The 17,754-nt window shown below is 72.3% G+C and carries 17 protein-coding genes; 6 read left to right on the forward strand and 11 right to left on the reverse strand.

Annotation, left to right across the window (positions count from 1 at the left end; all coding sequences use genetic code 11):
• Nucleotides 1–56 precede the first annotated feature (56 nt).
• Nucleotides 57–722, forward strand: coding sequence for a hypothetical protein (locus WFI00_RS01395; RefSeq protein WP_336631222.1), 666 nt, complete (start codon nucleotides 57–59; stop codon nucleotides 720–722).
• Nucleotides 723–734: 12 nt separating this feature from the next.
• Here WFI00_RS01395 and WFI00_RS01400 read toward each other — a convergent pair whose 3' ends face one another.
• The 10 genes from WFI00_RS01400 to WFI00_RS01445 all read right to left on the reverse strand — a co-directional run bounded on the left by WFI00_RS01400 (nucleotide 735) and on the right by WFI00_RS01445 (nucleotide 12,563).
• Nucleotides 735–2,402: an FAD-binding dehydrogenase gene (locus WFI00_RS01400; RefSeq protein WP_336631221.1), complete on the reverse strand. Its 1,668-nt coding sequence runs from the start codon at nucleotides 2,400–2,402 to the stop codon at nucleotides 735–737.
• A gap of 59 nt (nucleotides 2,403–2,461) precedes the next feature.
• Nucleotides 2,462–2,917 carry a globin gene (locus tag WFI00_RS01405; protein ID WP_336631220.1) on the reverse strand — a complete coding sequence of 152 codons (456 nt, stop codon included), beginning with the start codon at nucleotides 2,915–2,917 and terminating at the stop codon, nucleotides 2,462–2,464.
• On the reverse strand, nucleotides 2,914–4,050 hold the full coding sequence (locus WFI00_RS01410; protein WP_336631219.1) for a mechanosensitive ion channel family protein: 1,137 nt from the start codon (nucleotides 4,048–4,050) through the stop codon (nucleotides 2,914–2,916). Before WFI00_RS01410 ends, WFI00_RS01405 begins: the two co-directional genes overlap by 4 nt.
• Before the next feature lie 10 nt (nucleotides 4,051–4,060).
• The gene (locus tag WFI00_RS01415; RefSeq protein ID WP_336631218.1) at nucleotides 4,061–4,822 is read right to left on the reverse strand and encodes a response regulator transcription factor; all 762 of its coding nucleotides are present in this window, start codon (nucleotides 4,820–4,822) and stop codon (nucleotides 4,061–4,063) included.
• Nucleotides 4,819–6,078 (reverse strand): sensor histidine kinase, encoded by a 1,260-nt coding sequence (locus tag WFI00_RS01420; protein ID WP_336631217.1) that lies wholly within the window; start codon nucleotides 6,076–6,078, stop codon nucleotides 4,819–4,821. Before WFI00_RS01420 ends, WFI00_RS01415 begins: the two co-directional genes overlap by 4 nt.
• On the reverse strand, nucleotides 6,079–6,894 hold the full coding sequence (locus tag WFI00_RS01425) for an ABC transporter permease (RefSeq protein WP_336631216.1): 816 nt from the start codon (nucleotides 6,892–6,894) through the stop codon (nucleotides 6,079–6,081).
• On the reverse strand, nucleotides 6,891–7,802 hold the full coding sequence (locus tag WFI00_RS01430) for an ABC transporter ATP-binding protein (RefSeq protein WP_336631215.1): 912 nt from the start codon (nucleotides 7,800–7,802) through the stop codon (nucleotides 6,891–6,893). The genes WFI00_RS01425 and WFI00_RS01430 overlap by 4 nt, the downstream gene beginning before the upstream one ends.
• Before the next feature lie 102 nt (nucleotides 7,803–7,904).
• Nucleotides 7,905–10,454: an aminopeptidase N gene (gene pepN / locus WFI00_RS01435; protein ID WP_336631214.1), complete on the reverse strand. Its 2,550-nt coding sequence runs from the start codon at nucleotides 10,452–10,454 to the stop codon at nucleotides 7,905–7,907.
• 73 nt (nucleotides 10,455–10,527) lie between these two features.
• On the reverse strand, nucleotides 10,528–12,201 hold the full coding sequence (locus tag WFI00_RS01440) for a SulP family inorganic anion transporter (RefSeq protein WP_336631213.1): 1,674 nt from the start codon (nucleotides 12,199–12,201) through the stop codon (nucleotides 10,528–10,530).
• Complete coding sequence (locus WFI00_RS01445) at nucleotides 12,198–12,563, reverse strand: ArsR/SmtB family transcription factor (protein WP_336631212.1); 366 nt, start codon at nucleotides 12,561–12,563, stop codon at nucleotides 12,198–12,200. The genes WFI00_RS01440 and WFI00_RS01445 overlap by 4 nt, the downstream gene beginning before the upstream one ends.
• Nucleotides 12,564–12,620: 57 nt before the next feature.
• Between WFI00_RS01445 and WFI00_RS01450 the strand changes: the two genes are divergently transcribed.
• Genes WFI00_RS01450 through WFI00_RS01465 form a run of 4 tightly spaced genes read left to right on the forward strand, consistent with a single transcriptional unit; the run spans nucleotide 12,621 to nucleotide 16,384 of the window.
• Nucleotides 12,621–13,166 carry a ribose-5-phosphate isomerase gene (locus WFI00_RS01450; RefSeq protein ID WP_336631211.1) on the forward strand — a complete coding sequence of 182 codons (546 nt, stop codon included), beginning with the start codon at nucleotides 12,621–12,623 and terminating at the stop codon, nucleotides 13,164–13,166.
• Nucleotides 13,166–14,176, forward strand: coding sequence for an Fpg/Nei family DNA glycosylase (locus tag WFI00_RS01455; RefSeq protein ID WP_336631210.1), 1,011 nt, complete (start codon nucleotides 13,166–13,168; stop codon nucleotides 14,174–14,176). The genes WFI00_RS01450 and WFI00_RS01455 overlap by 1 nt, the downstream gene beginning before the upstream one ends.
• Nucleotides 14,177–14,213: 37 nt before the next feature.
• A complete protein-coding gene (locus tag WFI00_RS01460) occupies nucleotides 14,214–14,882 on the forward strand; it encodes an FMN-binding negative transcriptional regulator (RefSeq protein WP_336631209.1) in 669 nt (222 codons plus the stop codon).
• Nucleotides 14,879–16,384, forward strand: coding sequence for an amidohydrolase (locus WFI00_RS01465; RefSeq protein WP_336631208.1), 1,506 nt, complete (start codon nucleotides 14,879–14,881; stop codon nucleotides 16,382–16,384). The genes WFI00_RS01460 and WFI00_RS01465 overlap by 4 nt, the downstream gene beginning before the upstream one ends.
• 81 nt (nucleotides 16,385–16,465) lie before the next feature.
• Here the strand turns inward: WFI00_RS01465 and WFI00_RS01470 are convergent, their stop codons facing one another.
• Nucleotides 16,466–16,951 carry a Dps family protein gene (locus tag WFI00_RS01470; protein WP_336631207.1) on the reverse strand — a complete coding sequence of 162 codons (486 nt, stop codon included), beginning with the start codon at nucleotides 16,949–16,951 and terminating at the stop codon, nucleotides 16,466–16,468.
• 224 nt (nucleotides 16,952–17,175) lie between these two features.
• Between WFI00_RS01470 and WFI00_RS01475 the strand changes: the two genes are divergently transcribed.
• Entirely contained in the window at nucleotides 17,176–17,715 is a 540-nt protein-coding gene (locus tag WFI00_RS01475; RefSeq protein ID WP_336631206.1) for a gamma carbonic anhydrase family protein, read from the forward strand.
• The last annotated feature ends 39 nt before the right edge of the window (nucleotides 17,716–17,754 follow it).

Here is a 17,754-nt window from a genome sequence, read left to right on the forward strand (position 1 = left end):
ACGCTGTTCCTTCCCGGCGCGCCGGTCCCGACGAGCCGCTTGGTAGTTTAGGGCGGATGTCCCACCGTCTCCTCTTCGCCGACGCCCCCTCCGCCGCCGACGCCCTCACGTTCGCCCGCCGCGCCGCCCGCCTCGGGGACGGAGCGGTGCGGCTGAAGGCCGAGGGCGGTCTGCTGCTCATGAGCGCCGCACCGCTGGCGCCGCGCAGTCTGATGGAATCCACGCCCACGATCATCGGCATGCGCGCGGTGCGCGTAGACCCCGAACTGGTCTGCGACCTCGTCGTGCCGGGGTCCGGTCTCGCCGTCGCCGACGATCCGTCCGCGCTGGAGCTGCCCGAGACGGCGGTCACGGCGACGTGGGCGGGGGTCTCCGCTCCCCGCAGCGGGTGGAGCGCGGTCGGAACGCTCTCCGCGGCCACGCTCGCCGAGCGCGCGCAGTGGGGGATCGCCGCCGTGGCGGAGACGGCACCCACCGACGCCGGCGAGGAGGCCCTCCACGCCGTGCGGGCGTCGATCTGGGGCGCCGCGGACGGACCGCTGGACGATCTGCCGCTGGGCACGGCGTTCGCCGCGTTCGCGCTCGGGTTCATCGGGGGCGAGGAGTCCGCCGAGGTGCGCACGAACGGGCCGTGGACGCGCGTCAGCCTCGCGCGCGGCCACGTGCTGACCCGGGGAACCGTGCGCGTGGGGCTCACACCGGTCCGGGCGACCGGCGTCTGACCCGGGACGCGCTCAGACGGCTTCCGCGGCCGCACGCCCCGCGATGCGGCCGGAGAAGAGGCAGCCGCCGACGAACGTGCCCTCCAGTGCGCGATACCCGTGCACGCCGCCGCCGCCGAATCCGGCCGCCTCGCCGGCCGCGTACAGCCCGGGGACGGGAGATCCGTCCGCGCCGAGCGCGCGTGAGGACAGATCCGTCTCGATGCCGCCGAGCGATTTGCGGGTGAGCACGTGGAGCTTGACGGCGATCAGGGGGCCGGCCGCCGGGTCGAGGATCCGGTGCGGCGCCGCCGTCCGCACGAGGCGGTCGCCGCGGTACGCGCGCGCGGAGCGGAGCATGGCGATCTGCGCGTCCTTCGTGAAGTCGTTGTCCATCTCGCGATCCCGTGCCTCCACCTCGCGCCGCACGAGGTCGCCGTCGAGGGCCTCGCCTCCCGGCAGGGCGCGCATCCCCTGCACCAGTTCGCCGAGCGTCGGACGCACCACGAAGTCGGCGCCGTGCTCGAGGAACGCCTGCACGGGTCCCGCCGCGCCGGATCCGAGCCGAGATCGCACGAGCAGCGGCACGTCCTTCCCGGTCAGGTCGGGATTCTGCTCGCTGCCCGACAGGGTGAACTCCTTCTCGACGATGCGCTGGGACAGCACGAACCACGAGTGGTCGTGCCCCGTCGCGCGCAGATGCGCGAGCGTCCCGAGCGTGTCGAACCCGGGGAAGAGGGGGACGGGCAGCCGACGCCCGGTCGCGTCCAGCCAGATCGAGGAGGGCCCGGGGAGGATCCGGATGCCGTGCTGCGGCCACACCGGGTTCCAGTTCCGGATGCCCTCCACGTAATGCCACATCCGGTCGCCGTTGATCAGCCGCGCGCCCGCCGCCGCCGCCACGGGCTGCATCGACCCGTCGACGTAGGCGGGGACGCCGGTGATCATGTGCGTCGGCGGCGTGCCCAGGCGCTCGGGCCACTGGCGACGCACGAGGTCGTGGTTGCCGCCGATGCCGCCGGCGGCGACGACGGTCGCACCCGCCCGAACCTCGAACCCGCCCACCACGTCGTGCGGGCTCGCCACGCCTCGCGCGGCATCCGACGGGGCGAGCACCTCGCCGGTCGCGCCGGTGACGGTACCCTCCTCGACGGTGAGCGCGGTGACGCGGTGGCGGGGCAGGATCGTGATCCGTCCCTCGGCCTCGCCGCGCTCGACGGCCTGCTGGAAGGGCGCGACGAGCCCCGGTCCCGTGCCCCAGGTGATGTGGAAGCGGGGCACCGAGTTGCCGGGGCCGGTGGCGGTGTATCCGCCGCGCTCCGCCCATCCGACCACGGGGAAGAAGCCGACCCCCTTCCGGCGCAGCCAGGCCCGCTTCTCGCCGTGGGCGAAGTCCAGGTAGGCGTCCGCCCAGCGCCGCGGCCAGCCGTCGTCGTCGCGGTCGAAGCCGGCGGTGGCGAACCAGTCCTGACGGGCGAGGTCGAGCGAGTCGCGGATGCCCATGCGACGCTGTTCCGGCGAGTCGACGAAGAAGAGTCCGCCGAAGGACCAGAACGCCTGCCCGCCCAGGTCGGAGCGCGGCTGCTGGTCCACGATGACGACGCGCCGACCGGCCGCGGCGGCCTCGGCGGCGGCGACGAGGCCGGCCAGCCCCCAGCCGATGACGAGGACGTCCGCTGCGTGTGCGGGGGTGGTGGCCATGGACGACTCCTTCGTCGTACGGGGATGCTGCCGGTCGGGCGGAGGCTGGACGCGGTCGATCAGGCGGTGCCCGGGTGGATGGGCAGGTGCGGGGCGCCCGGGGCGGCCGCGCGCCCGATCCCGCTCGGCTCGAACGTGTTCACCATCGCATGGGCCGCGCGCTGGAGGTAGTCCCACAGCGTCGCCTCGTGCAGGGGCGGCAGGGCGAGCTCGTCGACGGCGGTGCGCATGTGCCGCAGCCAGCGGTCGCGCGCGTCGGGGTCGACGTGGAACGGCGCGTGACGCATCCGCAGGCGCGGATGCCCGCGGCGTTCGCTGTAGGTGGCCGGTCCGCCCCAGTACTGCTCCAGGAACATCGTGAGGCGGTCGGCGGCGGGCCCGAGGTCCTCTTCGGGGTACATGGGCTTGAGCACCTCGTCGGTCGCGACGCCGCGGTAGAAGATGTCGACGAGCCTCACGAAGGTGTCGTGGCCGCCGATCTCGTCGTAGAAGCTGCGCGGATCGCTGTCGGTCACGGTGTGGGCTCCTCGTTGGCTCCGGAAGGGGTGGAATCGGGGGACGGGCCGGAGGTCTCGGTCTCGGTCGCGCCGCGCGGCTTCTTCGTCGTCCCGCGCTTGGGGCGCCACACCGGCTTGTCGTCGACGACCGTGACGAGGGTCGGCTTGGTCTTCGGCGGGTTCGCGCCGCGCACCCGCTGGGCGCCCTCGAGGCCGCTGAGGGTGATCGAGTTCAGGGCGGGGAGGGTGATCCCGAGGTCGTCCATCGCGCGCTTGAGGCGCATGCGCAGCTCGCGTGCGACGTCGTCCTTGGCGTTGGCGCGCGTCTTCATCACGAGCCGGATGACGAGCGCGTCGCCCGTGATGGATTCGAGGCCCCACACCTCGGGCGCCTCGATGACGCGCGAGCGCCACTTCGGGTCCTTCTGGATGCTCTTCGCGGCATCCATCATCGCCTTCTCGACATCGGCGATGTCGACGTCGGTGGGCACGGCGAGGTCGACGATGACGCGCGACCACCCCTGGGACATGTTGCCGATGCGGAGGATCTCGCCGTTGCGGACGTACCAGAGCGTGCCGTTGACGTCGCGCACGTGGGTGATGCGGACGCTCACGTACTCGACGACGCCCGTCGCGAGCCCCAGATCGACGACGTCGCCGATGCCGACCTGGTCCTCCGCGACGATGAAGATGCCGTTGAGGACGTCCTTGACGATGTTCTGCGCGCCGAAACCCAGGCCCGCGCCGATCGCGGCCGAGAGGAGGGCGAACGATCCGAGGGCGTCGGAGTTGATGACGTTGACGATGAGGAGCGTCGCGATGATCACGAGGGTCACGTTGACGATGTTCTGCAGGATCGAGCCGAGCGTGCGCGTGCGCTGGACGAGGCGCATCGCGGCCAGAGGCGAGCGCTCGAGGGCCTGGGTGTCGTCGACGTTGGCCTTGTTCTTGGCTCCCGACACGATGCGGTTCACCACCCGGCGGATGACCAGTCGCAGCACCCACGAGGCGGCGAACGCGCCGATGACGATGCACAGGACCGCGAGCAGATTGAGGCCGACCTCGGTGAGCCAGGTGAGGATGGTCCGCCAGGGTTCGGTGTCGAGAAGGGAGGGGGCGGGGTCGCCGCCCGTGTCGGAGAAGTACCGCATCGCTCCGATCCTAACGAGCGCTCCTGTGACCCGGCTCCGACGGAGGCGGCCGTCCGTCCGTCCAGCCGCAGCGGTGCGCGATGATCACCGCGTGGATGCGATCCCGCGCGCCGAGTTTGGCCAGCACCCGGCCGACGTGGGTCTTGACCGTCGTCTCGCCGAGGAACAGCTCGGTCGCGATCTCCGCGTTGGTGAGGCCGCGGGCGATCGCGCCGAAGACGTCCCGTTCGCGCGGGGTGAGGTCGGCGATCCGACGCCGCTCGTCCTCGGACGCCTCGGCGGTCGGCGCGGAACCGCCCGCCGTCGGACCGCTCGTTCCGGGTCCGCTCGGGGCCCCGCCGGGGTCGCCCGTCATCCGGGCGAGGACCTCGCGGGTGACCCGCGGCGACAGGACGGCGTCTCCGCGGGCGACGGCACGCACCGCGCCGACGAGGGCGGTGCGGTCGACGTCCTTCAGCAGGAACCCGCCGGCGCCGGCGTCGAGGGCTCCGAAGGCGTAGTCGTCCAGGTCGAACGTCGTCAGCACGAGCACGCGCGTGTCCGGGAGCGCGGACACGATTCTGCCGGTCGCGGCGACGCCGTCCACGCGCGGCATCCGCACATCCATGAGCACGACGTCGGGGCGCAGCCGGATGCTCTGGGCGAACCCTTCTTCGCCGTCGCCGGCTTCACCGACGACCTCGATGTCGGACTCCGCGTCGAGCACCATGGCGAATCCGAGCCGGATCAGCGGCTGGTCGTCGACGATCAGCACCCGGATCGCGTCGCTCACGGCGCACCTCCGTCGCGGACCGCGTCGGCGACGACCGGGGAGGGCACGCGGAGCAGCACGCGCCACCGGCCCCCGGGCACAGGGCCCGCCTCGGCGGTCCCGCCGAGCCGAGCCGCCCGTTCGTGCAGCCCGCGAAGGCCGAAGCCGCCCGTGGAGACGGGCTTCGTCGCCGCGTCGTTGACGATCTCGACCGTCACCGCCTCGGGCGTGCTCGCGATGTCGACGGTGACCTCGCGGGCGTCGGGGGCGTGGCGGATGACATTGGTGAGGCCTTCCTGCACGACGCGGGCGACGGCGAGCCGCACGTGCAGCTGCGTCGGCTCCGGGCCCGAGGTGTGCAGCACCACCGGGACGCCGGCGCTCCGTGCGGCGGCGACGGCGGTGCGCACGGCCTCGCCGTCCAGGGGGACCAGCGGCGCGTGCTCCCCGCTGTCGTCGCGGAGCACCCCCAGCATGTCGCGCATCTCGTCCAGCGCTCCGCGTGCCGTCGTGGCGATGCGGGCCGTGGCGGCGCGTCCGCGCTCGGCGTCGGGCGTGGCGGTGGCGCCCTCGGCGAGGGCGACGATCACGGTGAGGGAGTGGGAGACGACGTCGTGCATCTCGCGGGCGATGCGCGTGCGTTCTGCCGATGCGGCCAGGCGGGCGTGCTGCTCGCGCTCCTCCCACAGCTGGCGGGAGGTGTCGAGGATCGCGCTCACGTACCTCTTCCGGTTGCCCACATTCGCGCCGACGAGGGCGGCGACCACCAGGGTGAGGAGCACGGAGGCGCAGCCGTTGGCCGCGGACTGCCATGAGAGGCCTGCTGCGGCGACGCCGACGACGCTCGCGAGGAGAGCGGCCGCCATGGTCACGCCCGAGGCCGTGACGGCGGCGGAGGTGCTGCGGTAGACCGCCACCGTGTAGGTGAAGACCGCGAGGACGGCGAGACCGACCCCGCCGCCGGACGGGATCGTCAGGAGGGAACCGGTCGCCGCGAGCGCGAAACCGAGGATCGGCCATCTGCGGCGCACCACCAGGGCGACACAGGCGAGGATCAGGACGATGGACGCCGCCGGCCGCACGACGTCCCAGAGCGGCGCATCGCCGCTGCGGGCTCCGGACATCCCCGTGAACGCAATCGCCACGAGCGCGATCAGCACGTCCGCGACGCGCGGATGCCGCGCCCAGAACCTCCGGATGACGCCGGGAGGACGCGGCAGACGCAGCTCGCCCGACGCGGTGTCGGGCGAGCTGCGGGAATCTGCCGAGGCGGTCACCTACGCGTCGCGTCGGCGCAGCGTCAGCCAGGCGCAGGACAGGAGCACCGCGGGCCACGCGGCGAGGGTCAGCAGGCCGCGCACGACGTTCTCTCCGTCGGGTGCGGTGGCGGCCTGTGCGGCGGACACGGGCAGGTAGTCGCCGAGATCGACGAGCCACGCCCAGCCCTCGCCGGCGATCGAGAACATGCTCAGGACGATCGTGAGCACGAACAGCACGCCCACCGTGGCGGCGATCGCGCCTGCGCCGTTGCGCAGGAGGAAGCCGAAGCCGACACCGATGAGGGCGAACGTGGCCATGGCGAAGACGCCGTTCACGAGCGGGATGACCGACTCGGCGGGCTGCGACCAGTCGATCGCCGTGGCGAGGATCGGTGCGGTCGCCACGATCGCGATCGCATACGTCACGGCGGTCGTCAGGGCGATCACGACGGCGATCACGAGCGACTTGGCGGCGAGGACGACGCCGCGGCGCGGCTCGGCGGTGAAGGTCGAGCGGATCATGCCCGTCGAGTACTCGCCGGTGACCGCGATCGCGCCGAGGATGCCGGCGACGAGCATCGTGAACTGCATCGGCATCACGATGGTGACGACGGGGGAGAAGCCGGGGGCGAAGTCACGGCTGGCGGCGGCCATCATGAGGGAGATGCCCACCGACAGGACGACGGCGATCGCGAGGGACCACCACGTCGAGCGCAGCGAGACGAGCTTCAGCCACTCGCTGCGGACGACCCGCGCGAAGCTCAGACGGTAGGGCGACGCCGCCGGGACGGCGACCGTGCCCGTGCGGGGGGAGGGGGCGGTCACGGTGCTCATCGGATCTCCTTGGTCTTGTACTCGACGGCGCCTTCGGTCAGTGCCATGTACGCCTCTTCGAGCGAACCCGTGCGCGGGGTCAACTCGTGCAGGGGGATGCCGCGGTCGGCCGCCAGGTCTCCGATCGCGCGGGCCGGGACGCCCGAGACCACCAGGCTTCCGCCGCCCGCGTCGCTCACCGTCACATCGGGTGCGGCCAGCGCCGAGGCGAGGTCGGCGGCTCGCGGCGTGCGCACGAGCACCTCCGCGCGGGTCCAGGCGCTCACGAGGTCGGCGAGAGGAGCATCGGCGAGGACGCGCCCGCGGCCGAGGACGATGACGTGATCGGCCGTCTGCGACATCTCGCTCATCAGGTGGCTGGAGAGCAGGACCGTGCGGCCTTCGGCGGCGAGGTGCCGAACGAGCTCGCGCACCCAGCGGACGCCCTCGGGATCGAGGCCGTTCACGGGTTCGTCGAGGATGAGCGTGCGCGGATCGCCGAGCAGGGCGGCGGCGATGCCGAGGCGCTGGCCCATGCCGAGCGAGAACTTCCCCGCGCGCTTGCCCGCGACGGATTCGAGGCCCGTGAGGCCGATGACCTCGTCGACGCGCGACGACGGGATGCCGTGGGTGGCGGCCATGGCGCGCAGGTGTGCGCGCGCGGAGCGCCCCGTGTGCACCGCCTTGGCGTCCAGGAGCACACCCACCTCGGTGAGGGGGCTGCGGCTCTGGGCGTAGCGGTGGCCGCCGACGGTGACGTCGCCGGCGGTCGGAGCATCCAGTCCCACGATCATGCGCATCGTCGTGGACTTGCCGGCGCCGTTGGGGCCCAGGAACCCGGTCACGTGACCCGGGCGCACCGTGAACGAGACGTCATCGACGGCCGTGGTGCTGCCGTACTTCTTGGTGAGGTTCTCTGCGACGATCATGCTTCGACGCTACGCGCCGCCGTACGCGCGGGCATCCTGCGAGGGGATGAGATCGGCCGCGCATCCGTCCGTCGGAGGGAGGACGCGCGGCCGATCATGCACTCACTCGGCGGCGTCGCGCTCCTGCACCGACAGGGCGCGCTCGACACCGGCCAGGTTCTCGCGGACGAGGCGGCGCAGCGCCGCGGGCGCGTCCGCGTGCGCGTCGAGCCACTGGCGGGTCGCATCGCGCAGCGCGGCGCTCGCCAGCGGGGCCGGGTAGAGGCCGATGATGAGGTACTCCGCGATGTGGTACGTCCGGCTCTCCCAGATCGGCACGAGCATGTCGAAGTACGGGCCGACGAACTCCGCGAGGGCGTCGACTCCCGCGGGGTGGACGAAGCCGAGCGACGCCGCGCGGACGACCGTGTTGGGCAGGTCGGCGGTGTCGATCAGCGAGGACCAGGCGGCGCGCTTGGCGGCGACGTCCGGGAGCGCGGCCTTGGCCTGCGCCGCGAACTCCCCGCCCTTCGCGGTGTTGTCGGCGGCCAAGGCGGCGTCGATGTCGGACGCCGCGACGAGTCCGCCCGCGGCGAGCGAGATGAGCAGCGCCCACGACAGGTCGGCGTCGATCTCGAGACCCGCGAGGGTGGTCTCGCCGGCTCGCAGTGCCCGCACCTGCTCCCACTGCTCCGGAGTCGACGCCGCGTTCGCGAAACCCGTGACGAACTGCAGCTGGCTGTCACTGCCCGCCTCGGCGCCCTGAGCGAGGGCCCAGAGGCCCTCGGCGACCTTCCGACGCGTCTCGGCGCGTCGCGCGGGGGCCACGTACGAGTTGGCGGCGAGCTGCAGCTGGCCGAGCGTGGTGCGCACGGTGGTCGACTCGGTCTCGGAGCCGATGTTGCGCAGGACGAGGTCGACGTAGTCCGACGCCGACGCCTCGGCGTCCCGCGTCTGGTCCCACGCCGCGCCCCATACGAGCGACCGGGCGAGCGGGTCGCTGATCGCCGCGAGGTGTGCGATCGCGGTCTGCAGCGAGCGCTCGTCGAGACGGATCTTCGCGTAGGCGAGGTCGTCGTCGTTGAGCAGGACGAGGTCGGGCTGCGCGAGACCGACGAGCTCGGGCACCTCGGTGAGGTCGCCGTCCACGTCGAGCTCGATGTGGTGCGTGCGGACGAGCGCATCGCCGTCGAGCGAGTAGAAGCCGACGCCCAGGCGGTGCGGGCGGATCGTCGGGTAGTCGGCGGGAGCCGTCTGCACGATCGCGAAGCGCGTGATCGTGCCCGAGGCATCCGTCTTCAGCTCGGGCGAGAGCGTGTTCACGCCGGCCGTCTCGAGCCACTTCTTCGACCACGAGCCCAGTTCGCGTCCGCTCGTGACCTCGAGCTCGGCGAGGAGGTCGGCGAGCTCGGTGTTGCCGAAGGCGTGCTTCTGGAAGTACGCGCCCACGCCCGCGAAGAAGGCGTCGATGCCGACCCACGAGGTCAGCTGCTTGAGCACCGATCCGCCCTTGGCGTAGGTGATGCCGTCGAAGTTGACCTCGACGTCGTGCAGATCGTTGATCTCGGCGACGACGGGGTGCGTCGAGGGGAGCTGGTCCTGGCGGTACGCCCAGGTCTTCTCCATCGCGTTGAAGGTCGTCCACGCCTCGGTCCACTCGGTGGCCTCGGCGGTCGCGATCGTGGAGGCCCACTCGGCGAACGACTCGTTGAGCCAGAGGTCGTTCCACCACTTCATCGTCACGAGGTCGCCGAACCACATGTGGGCGAGCTCGTGCAGGATCGTGACGACGCGCCGCTCCTTGACGGCGTCGGTGACCTTGCTGCGGAAGACGTAGGTCTCGGTGAAGGTGACCGCTCCCGCGTTCTCCATCGCCCCGGCGTTGAACTCGGGCACGAAGAGCTGGTCGTACTTGGCGAACGGATACGGGTAGCCGAACTTCTCCTCGTAGTACGCGAAGCCCTCCCGCGTCTTGTCGAAGATGTAGTCCGCGTCGAGGTGCTGCCACAGGCTCTTGCGGCCGTACACGCCGAGGGGGATCACACGGCCGGACGCGCTCGTGAGCTCCGAGAACGTCGACTCGTACGGGCCGGCGACGATCGCCGTGATGTAGGACGAGATCCGCGGCGTCGCCTCGAACGCCCAGATCGCCGTGCCCGCGTCGGCCGGCACCGGGTCGGGGGTCGGGGAGTTGGAGACGACCTTCCACGCCGCGGGGGCCGTGACCGTGAAGGTGAACGTCGCCTTCAGATCGGGCTGCTCGAACACGGCGAAGACGCGACGGGAATCGGGCACCTCGAACTGCGAGTAGAGGTAGACCTCGCCGTCGACCGGGTCCACGAAGCGGTGGAGTCCTTCACCGGTGTTCGTGTAGAGGCAGTCGGCGTCGACGATCAGCTCGTTGTCGGCGGCGATCCCGTGCAACGCGATGCGCGAGTCCGCGAAGACCTCTGCGGGGTCGAGGGCGACGCCGTTGAGCGTGATCTCGCGCACGTCGCGCGCGATCAGGTCGATGAAGGTCGAGGCGCCGTCGACCCCGGTGAAGCGGACGACGGTGCGGGACCGGAAGACGTCCGGGCCGGTCGTGAGGTCGAGGGCGATGTCGTAGCTCTGCGTGTCGACGATCGCACGGCGCTCCTGCGCCTCGATGCGGGTGAGGTTCTGTCCAGGCACTGCGATGACTCCCGAGGGTGAGGGTGGGATGCCGCGGACGGGCGCTGCTGGCGCCGACGGCAACCGGTCCAGCCTACGCGCTCGCCGATTCGCGCCGCACGTGGCTGCGCGCGTGCGCGATCGCCGACGGCAGGTCGGTGAAGAGGTGGTTGTGGTGACGCAGGGATCCGAGCACTCCGACGGTGCGGAACAGGCTCTCGTGGCGGGGTTGGACGCCCTTGATCAGGACGGTGACGCCGCGCCGTTCGAGAGCCTGCACGATGTCTCCCAGGGCTCGCGCCCCCGTCGCGTCGACGAGCTCGAGTCGGCTCATCCGCAGGATCACGACCGAGACACCCCGGACGCCGTCGATCTCGGCGGACACGCGGTCGGCGGCTGCGAAGAACAGGGGCCCGCCGAGGCGGAGGATCGCGATGCGGTCGTCGCCGGGCTCGGCGTCGCCGACGATCTCCTCGCGGCGCACCGACGATGCGCGCGACATGTTGCGCAGGGCGACGACTCCGGCGAGGACGACACCTATCAGGACGGCGACGATGAGATCGAACGAGACCGTGATGACGGCCGTGACGATGAACGCGAGCGCATCGGCCCGCGTCGAGCGGAGGATCGTCCGGACCGTGTCGCGGTGCACCATCCGCACCGCCGTGACCATCAGCACGCCGGAGAGCGCGGCGAGGGGGATCTGCCCGATCGGGCCCGCGATCGCGAGCACGACGAGGAGCAGCACGATCGCGTGGGTGATCGCGGCGAGTCGCGTACGTCCGCCGGAGCGCACGTTCACGGCGGTCCGCGCGATCGCGCCGGTGGCGGGCATCCCTCCGAACAGCGACGAGGCGATCGATGCGAGTCCTTGACCGACGAGCTCGCGATCGGGATCGACGTCGCCGGTGTCGGCGAGCGTCGCCGCGACACGGGCGGACAGCAGGGACTCGATGGCCGCCAGGGCGGCGACGGTCGCCGCCGGGGCGACCAGGGCGCCGAGGGTCGCCGGGTCGAGCACCGGGAGCGTCGGGGAGGGGAACGAGGACGGCAGTGCGCCGATGCGGGCGAGGGGCGCGGGCAGCACCGCGGCGAGGATCGTGACGACGACGATGCCGATGAGCGACCCCGGCAGAGCGCGATGCAGTCGCGGGGCGCCGAGCATGCATCCCGCGACGATGGCGACCGCGCCGAGCGCCCACGCGGCGTACCCCGGATCGAGGTGAGCGAACGACTGCACGGCGGCGACGACGGCGTTCGAGGAGTGCTCGGCGGCGGGGGCGACGTGCGCCGACACGAGCGCGGGGACCTGCTGGGCGAAGATGATGGCCGCGATGCCGAGGGTGAACCCCTCGATGACGGGCCACGGGATGAACGAGACCGCGCGGCCGAGGCGAAGGACTCCGGCGACGAGGACGATGAGGCCGGCCAGGAGGCTGACGGTGACGACCGCACCCGGTCCGTGCGAGGCGACGATCGGCACCAGCACGACGACCATCGCGCCGGTGGGGCCCGACACCTGCACGTTCGAGCCGCCGAAGACGGCCGCGACCAGACCCGCGACGATCGCGGTCACCAGGCCCGCCTCCGCGCTCAGCCCCGAGCTGACGCCGAACCCCAGGGCGAGGGGGAGTGCGACGATCCCGACGGTCAGACCCGCCAGCAGATCCCCCCGCCAGGTCCGGGGCAGCGCCGCGTAGTCCGCACGGGTGGGCAGCAGTGACCGGGCCCAGGCGAACGCCCGTCCGGCGCGGGCCGGCGCGCTCATCGCCGCTCCGCGATCGCCGGCAGCGAGCGTGCGTCGCGCAGGAGCGCGTCGGCGGCGGCGAGCACGTTCAGCAGCAGCGCCCGCGCCGCCGCGAGGAGCTCCGCCACGGCGGGGTCGGAGAGGCGGTAGTAGACATGGCTCGCGCGGCGCTCGGAGGCCACGAGCCGATGCCGGCGGAGCACGGACAGGTGCTGCGACAGGTGGGATGCCTCGAGGCCCGTCTGCGTCTGCAGATCCGCGACGGATCGCTCGGGGGCCTCGGCGAGCAGCTCGAGGATGCGGATGCGGAAGGGATGGGCGAGTCCCTTGAACAGATTCGCCTTCACCTCGTACAGGGGGCGCTGCCCGTGACTGAATGGCATGATGGAATCATCATATCGCTCGGCGACAGAGGGGGTCCCGCTCGTAGGATGGGGGCCATGCGCATCCACATCGCGACCGATCACGCCGGCCTCGAGTTCTCCACCCAGCTCCAGCACCACCTCGCCGAGGCGGGGCACGAGGTCGTCGACCACGGTCCGCTCGAGTACGACCCGCTCGACGACTATCCCGCGTTCTGCATCCGCGCCGCCCAGGCCGTGGTGCGCGATCAGGCGGCGGGCATCGAGACGCTCGGCGTCGTGTTCGGCGGATCGGGCAACGGCGAGCAGATCGCCGCGAACAAGGTCGAGGGCGCCCGCGCCGCACTCGTGTGGAGCATCGCGACCGCCGAGCTCGCGCGCGAGCACAACGACGCGAACGTCATCTCGATCGGCGCACGTCAGCACACCGTCGGCGAGGCGATCGCCTTCATCGACCGCTTCATCGCCACGCCCTTCTCCGGGGAGGAGCGCCACGCGCGCCGCATCGCGCAGCTCGCGGACTTCGAGCGCGACGGCACCCTCCTCCCCGACCCGCGCGCGATCGCCGCGCCCGGGGCGCAGGGCGGCGAGTCCGCCGACGCGTTCGACCCCGAAGCCGGCTGATGCCCGAGGGCCACTCCGTCCACCGCATCGCCCGGCAGTTCGACCGGAACGTCGTCGGACGCCGCGTCGCCGCGTCGAGCCCGCAGGGGCGCTTCGCGGAGGGAGCTGCCATGCTCGACGGGCGCGAGGCCGTGGGCGTCCGCGCCGTCGGCAAGCAGATGTTCCTCGAGTTCGAGGACGAGCTCTGGCTGCGGGTGCACCTCGGGATGTACGGGGCGTGGGACTTCGCCGGCGAGATCATCGTCGACCCCACGATCGCCTCCGCGAACGGCCGGATGGGGCAGACCAACCAGCGCGGCACCGATCTGACGTCCGATCCGGCACGCGTGCTCGACGACGCGGGGGAGAACTCGCTGAGCTCGATCGGCGCGCCGCGCAAGACCCGCGGGCGCGTGCGGATGAGCGAGCAGACCCGAGGACTGGGCGACGACGAGGCGGATGAGTGGCCTCCGCCGGTCGTCGGCCAGGTGCGCCTGCGCCTTCTCACCGACAGCACGTGCGCGGATCTGCGCGGACCCACGGCGTGCGAGCTGCAGTCGCCCGATCAGGTGCAGGCGACGATCGCGAAGCTCGGCCCCGACCCGCTCGTGGACGACCTCGCCGAGGGCGAGGACCGGTTCACCGCGGTCGTGCGCCGCAAGCCCACGCCCATCGGGCTGCTGCTGATGGACCAGAACGTCGTCAGCGGGATCGGCAACGTGTACCGGGCCGAGCTGCTGTATCGGGCCCTCGTCGACCCGCATACGCCGGGCAAGGTCGTTCCCGAGGACGTCGTCCGGCAGATCTGGCGGGATTGGGCCCGGCTGCTGGTCATCGGCGTGGAGACGGGCCAGATGATGACGATGGACGATCTCGATCCGGAGGCGTACCGGCGCGCGATGGCGCATCGCGACGACCGGCACTGGGTGTACCACCGCGCCGGTCTGCCGTGCCGCGTCTGCGGCACCGAGATCGTCCTCGAAGAGATGGGGGCGCGCAAGCTCTACTGGTGCCCCTCGTGTCAGAAGTGATCGGGCGGCACGCCGCTCGGTCGTCGAGGAGGGCCCGATGAGACAGAACCCGAGCTTCGCGATGACCGACGTGGCGGAGCTGCGCCGCGTGATCGACGCCCACCCGTGGATGACCCTCGTGGGCGCCGGCCCCGACGGGATGGTCGCGTCGCACTATGCGGTGCTGCTCGACGAGGAGCGCGACGACCTCACCATCGTCGGCCACGTCGGCAAGCCTGACGACGCCCTCCTCGGACTCGGCGAGCGGGAGCTGCTGGTGGTCGTCCAGGGTCCGCACGGCTATATCTCGCCGGGCTGGTACGGCGACGTCGCCGCCGTGCCCACCTGGAATTTCGTCTCCGTGCACCTCAGCGGTGTGCCGGAGCTGTTGGACACCGACGAGAACCTCCGCGTCCTCGATCGGCTCGTCGACAGGTTCGAACGGGACCTTCCGCACCCGCGTCCGATGTGGGCGCCGCCGAACGACGAGGACTTCGTCCGGCGCCTGGAGCGCGGCACGGTCGGCTTCCGGCTCACCCCCACGAAGGTCGTCGCCAAGCGCAAGCTGAGCCAGAACCGGCCGGACGACGTGGTCGACACGATCATCGGCGAACTCGATCGGGGCGCGAGTCCCTACGCCGACCCGCGGCTCGCCGACGAGATGCGCCGGGCCCACGCGGCCCTGCGTGCGGCGCGCGGCCGCGCCGCGGAAGGAGATCGGTCATGACGGGTTCACTCGGTCTCGGCGACCGTCCGACCGTCATCGCCGGGGCCCGTCTCACGGGCGCCGGCCGCCTGGATCCGTTCGGCGACGATCCGGTCGATCTGCACCTGGCCGACGGCAGGATCGTCGACATCGCCCCCGCGGGGGCCCTGCCGCGACGCGGCCCGATCGTGGCGGCCGACGGCTGCTGGGTCGTGCCCGGGCTCTGGGACCACCACGTGCACACGGTCCAGTGGGCCCTGGTCGCGCAGCGGGAGCCGCTCGGCCACGTCGTGTCCGCCGCGGAGGGCGCCGCGATCATGGGACGCGCGCCGATCCTGGCCGACGGCCGCCGCATCGGGACCGGATTCCGCGACGCGCTCTGGCCGGACGCGCCGACCCTGGACCTGCTCGATGCCACGACCGGCGACGTGCCGACCTACCTCATCAACGCCGACGTGCACAGCGTCTGGATGAACTCCGCCGCGTTCCGCCGCGAAGGGATGCCGTCCGATCCGGCGGGCCTCGTCCGTGAGGAGCCGGCGTTCGAGATCTCCCGGCGGCTGAACGCGGCCGATCCGGTCGTCGGAGACCGGCTCGTGGTGCAGACGCTCGCCGAGGCCGCGGTGCGGGGGATCGTCGGGGTCGTCGACCTCGACATGGCGTGGAACGCCGAGGCGTGGGCGCGGCGTCTGGATCGGGGCTTCGACACGACCCGGATCCGCTTCGGCGTGTACCCGGCCCAACTGGACCGGGCGATCTCGGAGGGTCTGGCATCCGGCGATGCGCTCGACCCCGCCGCGCTGGTGCAGGTCGGCTCCCTGAAGGTGATCACCGACGGCTCGCTGGGCACCCGCACCGCGGCGTGCTCGCACGCCTACCCCGGCGACCCGCACAACCACGGGGTGCTGACCGTGGCGCCCGAGGACCTCGTCGACATGATGACGCGCGCGACGGCGGGAGGTCTCTCATGCGCGGTGCACGCCATCGGCGACCTCGCCAACTCCCACGCCCTCGACGCGTTCGCCGCGACCGGGGCGACGGGAACGATCGAGCACGCCCAGCTCGTCGCGCACGCCGACATCCCGCGGTTCGCCCGCCTCGGCGTCGGCGCGAGCGTGCAGCCCGAGCATGCCCTGGACGACCGCGACCTCACCGACACGATCTGGGCCGACCAGACGGCGATCGCCTACCCTCTGCGCGCGCTGGCGGACGCCGGCACGAACCTGCTGTTCGGCTCCGACGCTCCCGTCGCGCCCCTCGACCCGTGGGCGGCGATGGCGGCGGCGGTGCACCGGACCCGCGACGGCCGCCCCGCGTGGCGTCCCGAGCAGGCGGTGGACCCCGCGACGGCCCTCGCCGCCTCCACCGGAGGCGGATCGATCGGCGGGTCCGCGCTCGCTCCGGGAGACATCGCCGATCTCGTCGTGATCGACCGCGACCCGCTCGGCGCGGACGAGGCGTCGCTGCGCGGCACGCGGGCCGTGGCGACGCTCCTCGAGGGGCGGCTGACCCACCTCGCGTGACGGCCGCGACGCGTTCCCCCTCGGACGACGGATGCCCCGGACCGTGCGGCCCGGGGCATCCGTGATCTCAGCGTCGTGCGCTCACTCGGCGAGGTGCGCCGAGAGGAACCAGCGGTCCTTCTCGAGACCCGCCTTGATGGCGATCGCGACGTCCTGGCTCGTGAGGTCGGTCTCGTCGAGCCCGTCGATCGCGGCCTGGACGTCGGCGATGACGACATCCATGTCGGTGACGATCGCGCGCACGATGTCCTGCCACTGCGCGAACCCGGCGGGGACCGCCGTGGCCCCGGACTTCTCGGCGACCGTCGACAGGCGGGCGTCGATCGGCAGCCCGAGGGCGACGATGCGCTCCGCGGCGAGGTCGGCGAAGCCCTGGGCGTTGGCGACCACCTGGTCGAGCAGCTCGTGGATCGCGATGAAGTTCGCTCCGCGCACGTTCCAGTGCGCCTGCTTGCCGTTCACCGCGAGGGCCTGCAGGCCCACGGCGACGGGGGTGAGGAACTGGGCGGTTCCGGCGGATGCCTCGGGGCCCGCCGCGGTCATCGAGATCGTCTTGGTGTCGGTCATGGTCTCTTCCTCCTCATGTTCCTGCCGGGCATCGTGTGCCCACATCGAGGACAACGCTACTCAGCGCCCGGCATTCCGCAAGCAAGAGAAGGCTGGGCTTACAGCGTCCGATCCGGGGGCTTTCCCCGGCTCGCGGGGTGGGTCACCGGCGCGGTTCGTGCGGCGGCTCGCCGGGGCGGGGGTCCGGCCTGCGTCCCCGGATGCGCCGGGGCTAGGGTCGAGGCATGACGATCGCCGCCGACGCCTCCCTCCTCGCGCTCGGGGACCGCGCACCCCGCCTGCACGAGACCGCCTTCGTCGCCTCGGGGGCGCGCCTCGTCGGAGACGTGAGCCTCGCGGAGGGTGCGAGCGTCTGGTACAACGCCGTCGTCCGCGGGGACAGCGCATCGATCTCCCTGGGCGCCGGCAGCAACCTGCAGGACAACGTCTCCGTGCACGTCGACTCCGGGCATCCCGTGGTCATCGGCCGGAACGTGTCGGTCGGTCACAACGCGGTCGTCCACGGCTGCACGATCGGCGACGGGACCCTGATCGGCATGGGCAGCGTCGTCCTGTCCGGTGCGTCCGTCGGCGCGGGATGCCTCGTCGCGGGCGGCGCGGTCGTGCTCGAGGGGGCCGTCATCCCGGACGGTTCGCTCGTGGCGGGCGTGCCTGCCCGGGTCCGTCGGGAGCTCACCGACGAGGAGAAGGCCGGCATCCTCCGCAACGCCGACGTGTACCGCGCCCACTCCGCCGCGCACGCCGCCGCATCCGACGCGCGCTGAGCCCTCGCGCCCGCGCGCTCCCGCGGAGATCCGCACATC

Origin of the sequence: Microbacterium sp. MMO-56 (assembly GCF_037146215.1) — a bacterium.
Taxonomy (GTDB): Bacteria; Actinomycetota; Actinomycetes; order Actinomycetales; family Microbacteriaceae; genus Microbacterium.

Coding starts and splice junctions, on each gene's coding strand:
- WFI00_RS01395 (WP_336631222.1), top strand. CDS start 57: ATGTCCCACCGTCTCCTCTTCGCCGACGCCCCCTCCGCCGCCGACGCC.
- WFI00_RS01400 (WP_336631221.1), bottom strand. CDS start 2,402: ATGGCCACCACCCCCGCACACGCAGCGGACGTCCTCGTCATCGGCTGG.
- WFI00_RS01410 (WP_336631219.1), bottom strand. CDS start 4,050: ATGCGGTACTTCTCCGACACGGGCGGCGACCCCGCCCCCTCCCTTCTC.
- WFI00_RS01425 (WP_336631216.1), bottom strand. CDS start 6,894: ATGAGCACCGTGACCGCCCCCTCCCCCCGCACGGGCACGGTCGCCGTC.
- WFI00_RS01430 (WP_336631215.1), bottom strand. CDS start 7,802: ATGATCGTCGCAGAGAACCTCACCAAGAAGTACGGCAGCACCACGGCC.
- WFI00_RS01440 (WP_336631213.1), bottom strand. CDS start 12,201: ATGAGCGCGCCGGCCCGCGCCGGACGGGCGTTCGCCTGGGCCCGGTCA.
- WFI00_RS01445 (WP_336631212.1), bottom strand. CDS start 12,563: ATGCCATTCAGTCACGGGCAGCGCCCCCTGTACGAGGTGAAGGCGAAT.
- WFI00_RS01450 (WP_336631211.1), top strand. CDS start 12,621: ATGCGCATCCACATCGCGACCGATCACGCCGGCCTCGAGTTCTCCACC.
- WFI00_RS01455 (WP_336631210.1), top strand. CDS start 13,166: ATGCCCGAGGGCCACTCCGTCCACCGCATCGCCCGGCAGTTCGACCGG.
- WFI00_RS01460 (WP_336631209.1), top strand. CDS start 14,214: ATGAGACAGAACCCGAGCTTCGCGATGACCGACGTGGCGGAGCTGCGC.
- WFI00_RS01465 (WP_336631208.1), top strand. CDS start 14,879: ATGACGGGTTCACTCGGTCTCGGCGACCGTCCGACCGTCATCGCCGGG.
- WFI00_RS01470 (WP_336631207.1), bottom strand. CDS start 16,951: ATGACCGACACCAAGACGATCTCGATGACCGCGGCGGGCCCCGAGGCA.
- WFI00_RS01475 (WP_336631206.1), top strand. CDS start 17,176: ATGACGATCGCCGCCGACGCCTCCCTCCTCGCGCTCGGGGACCGCGCA.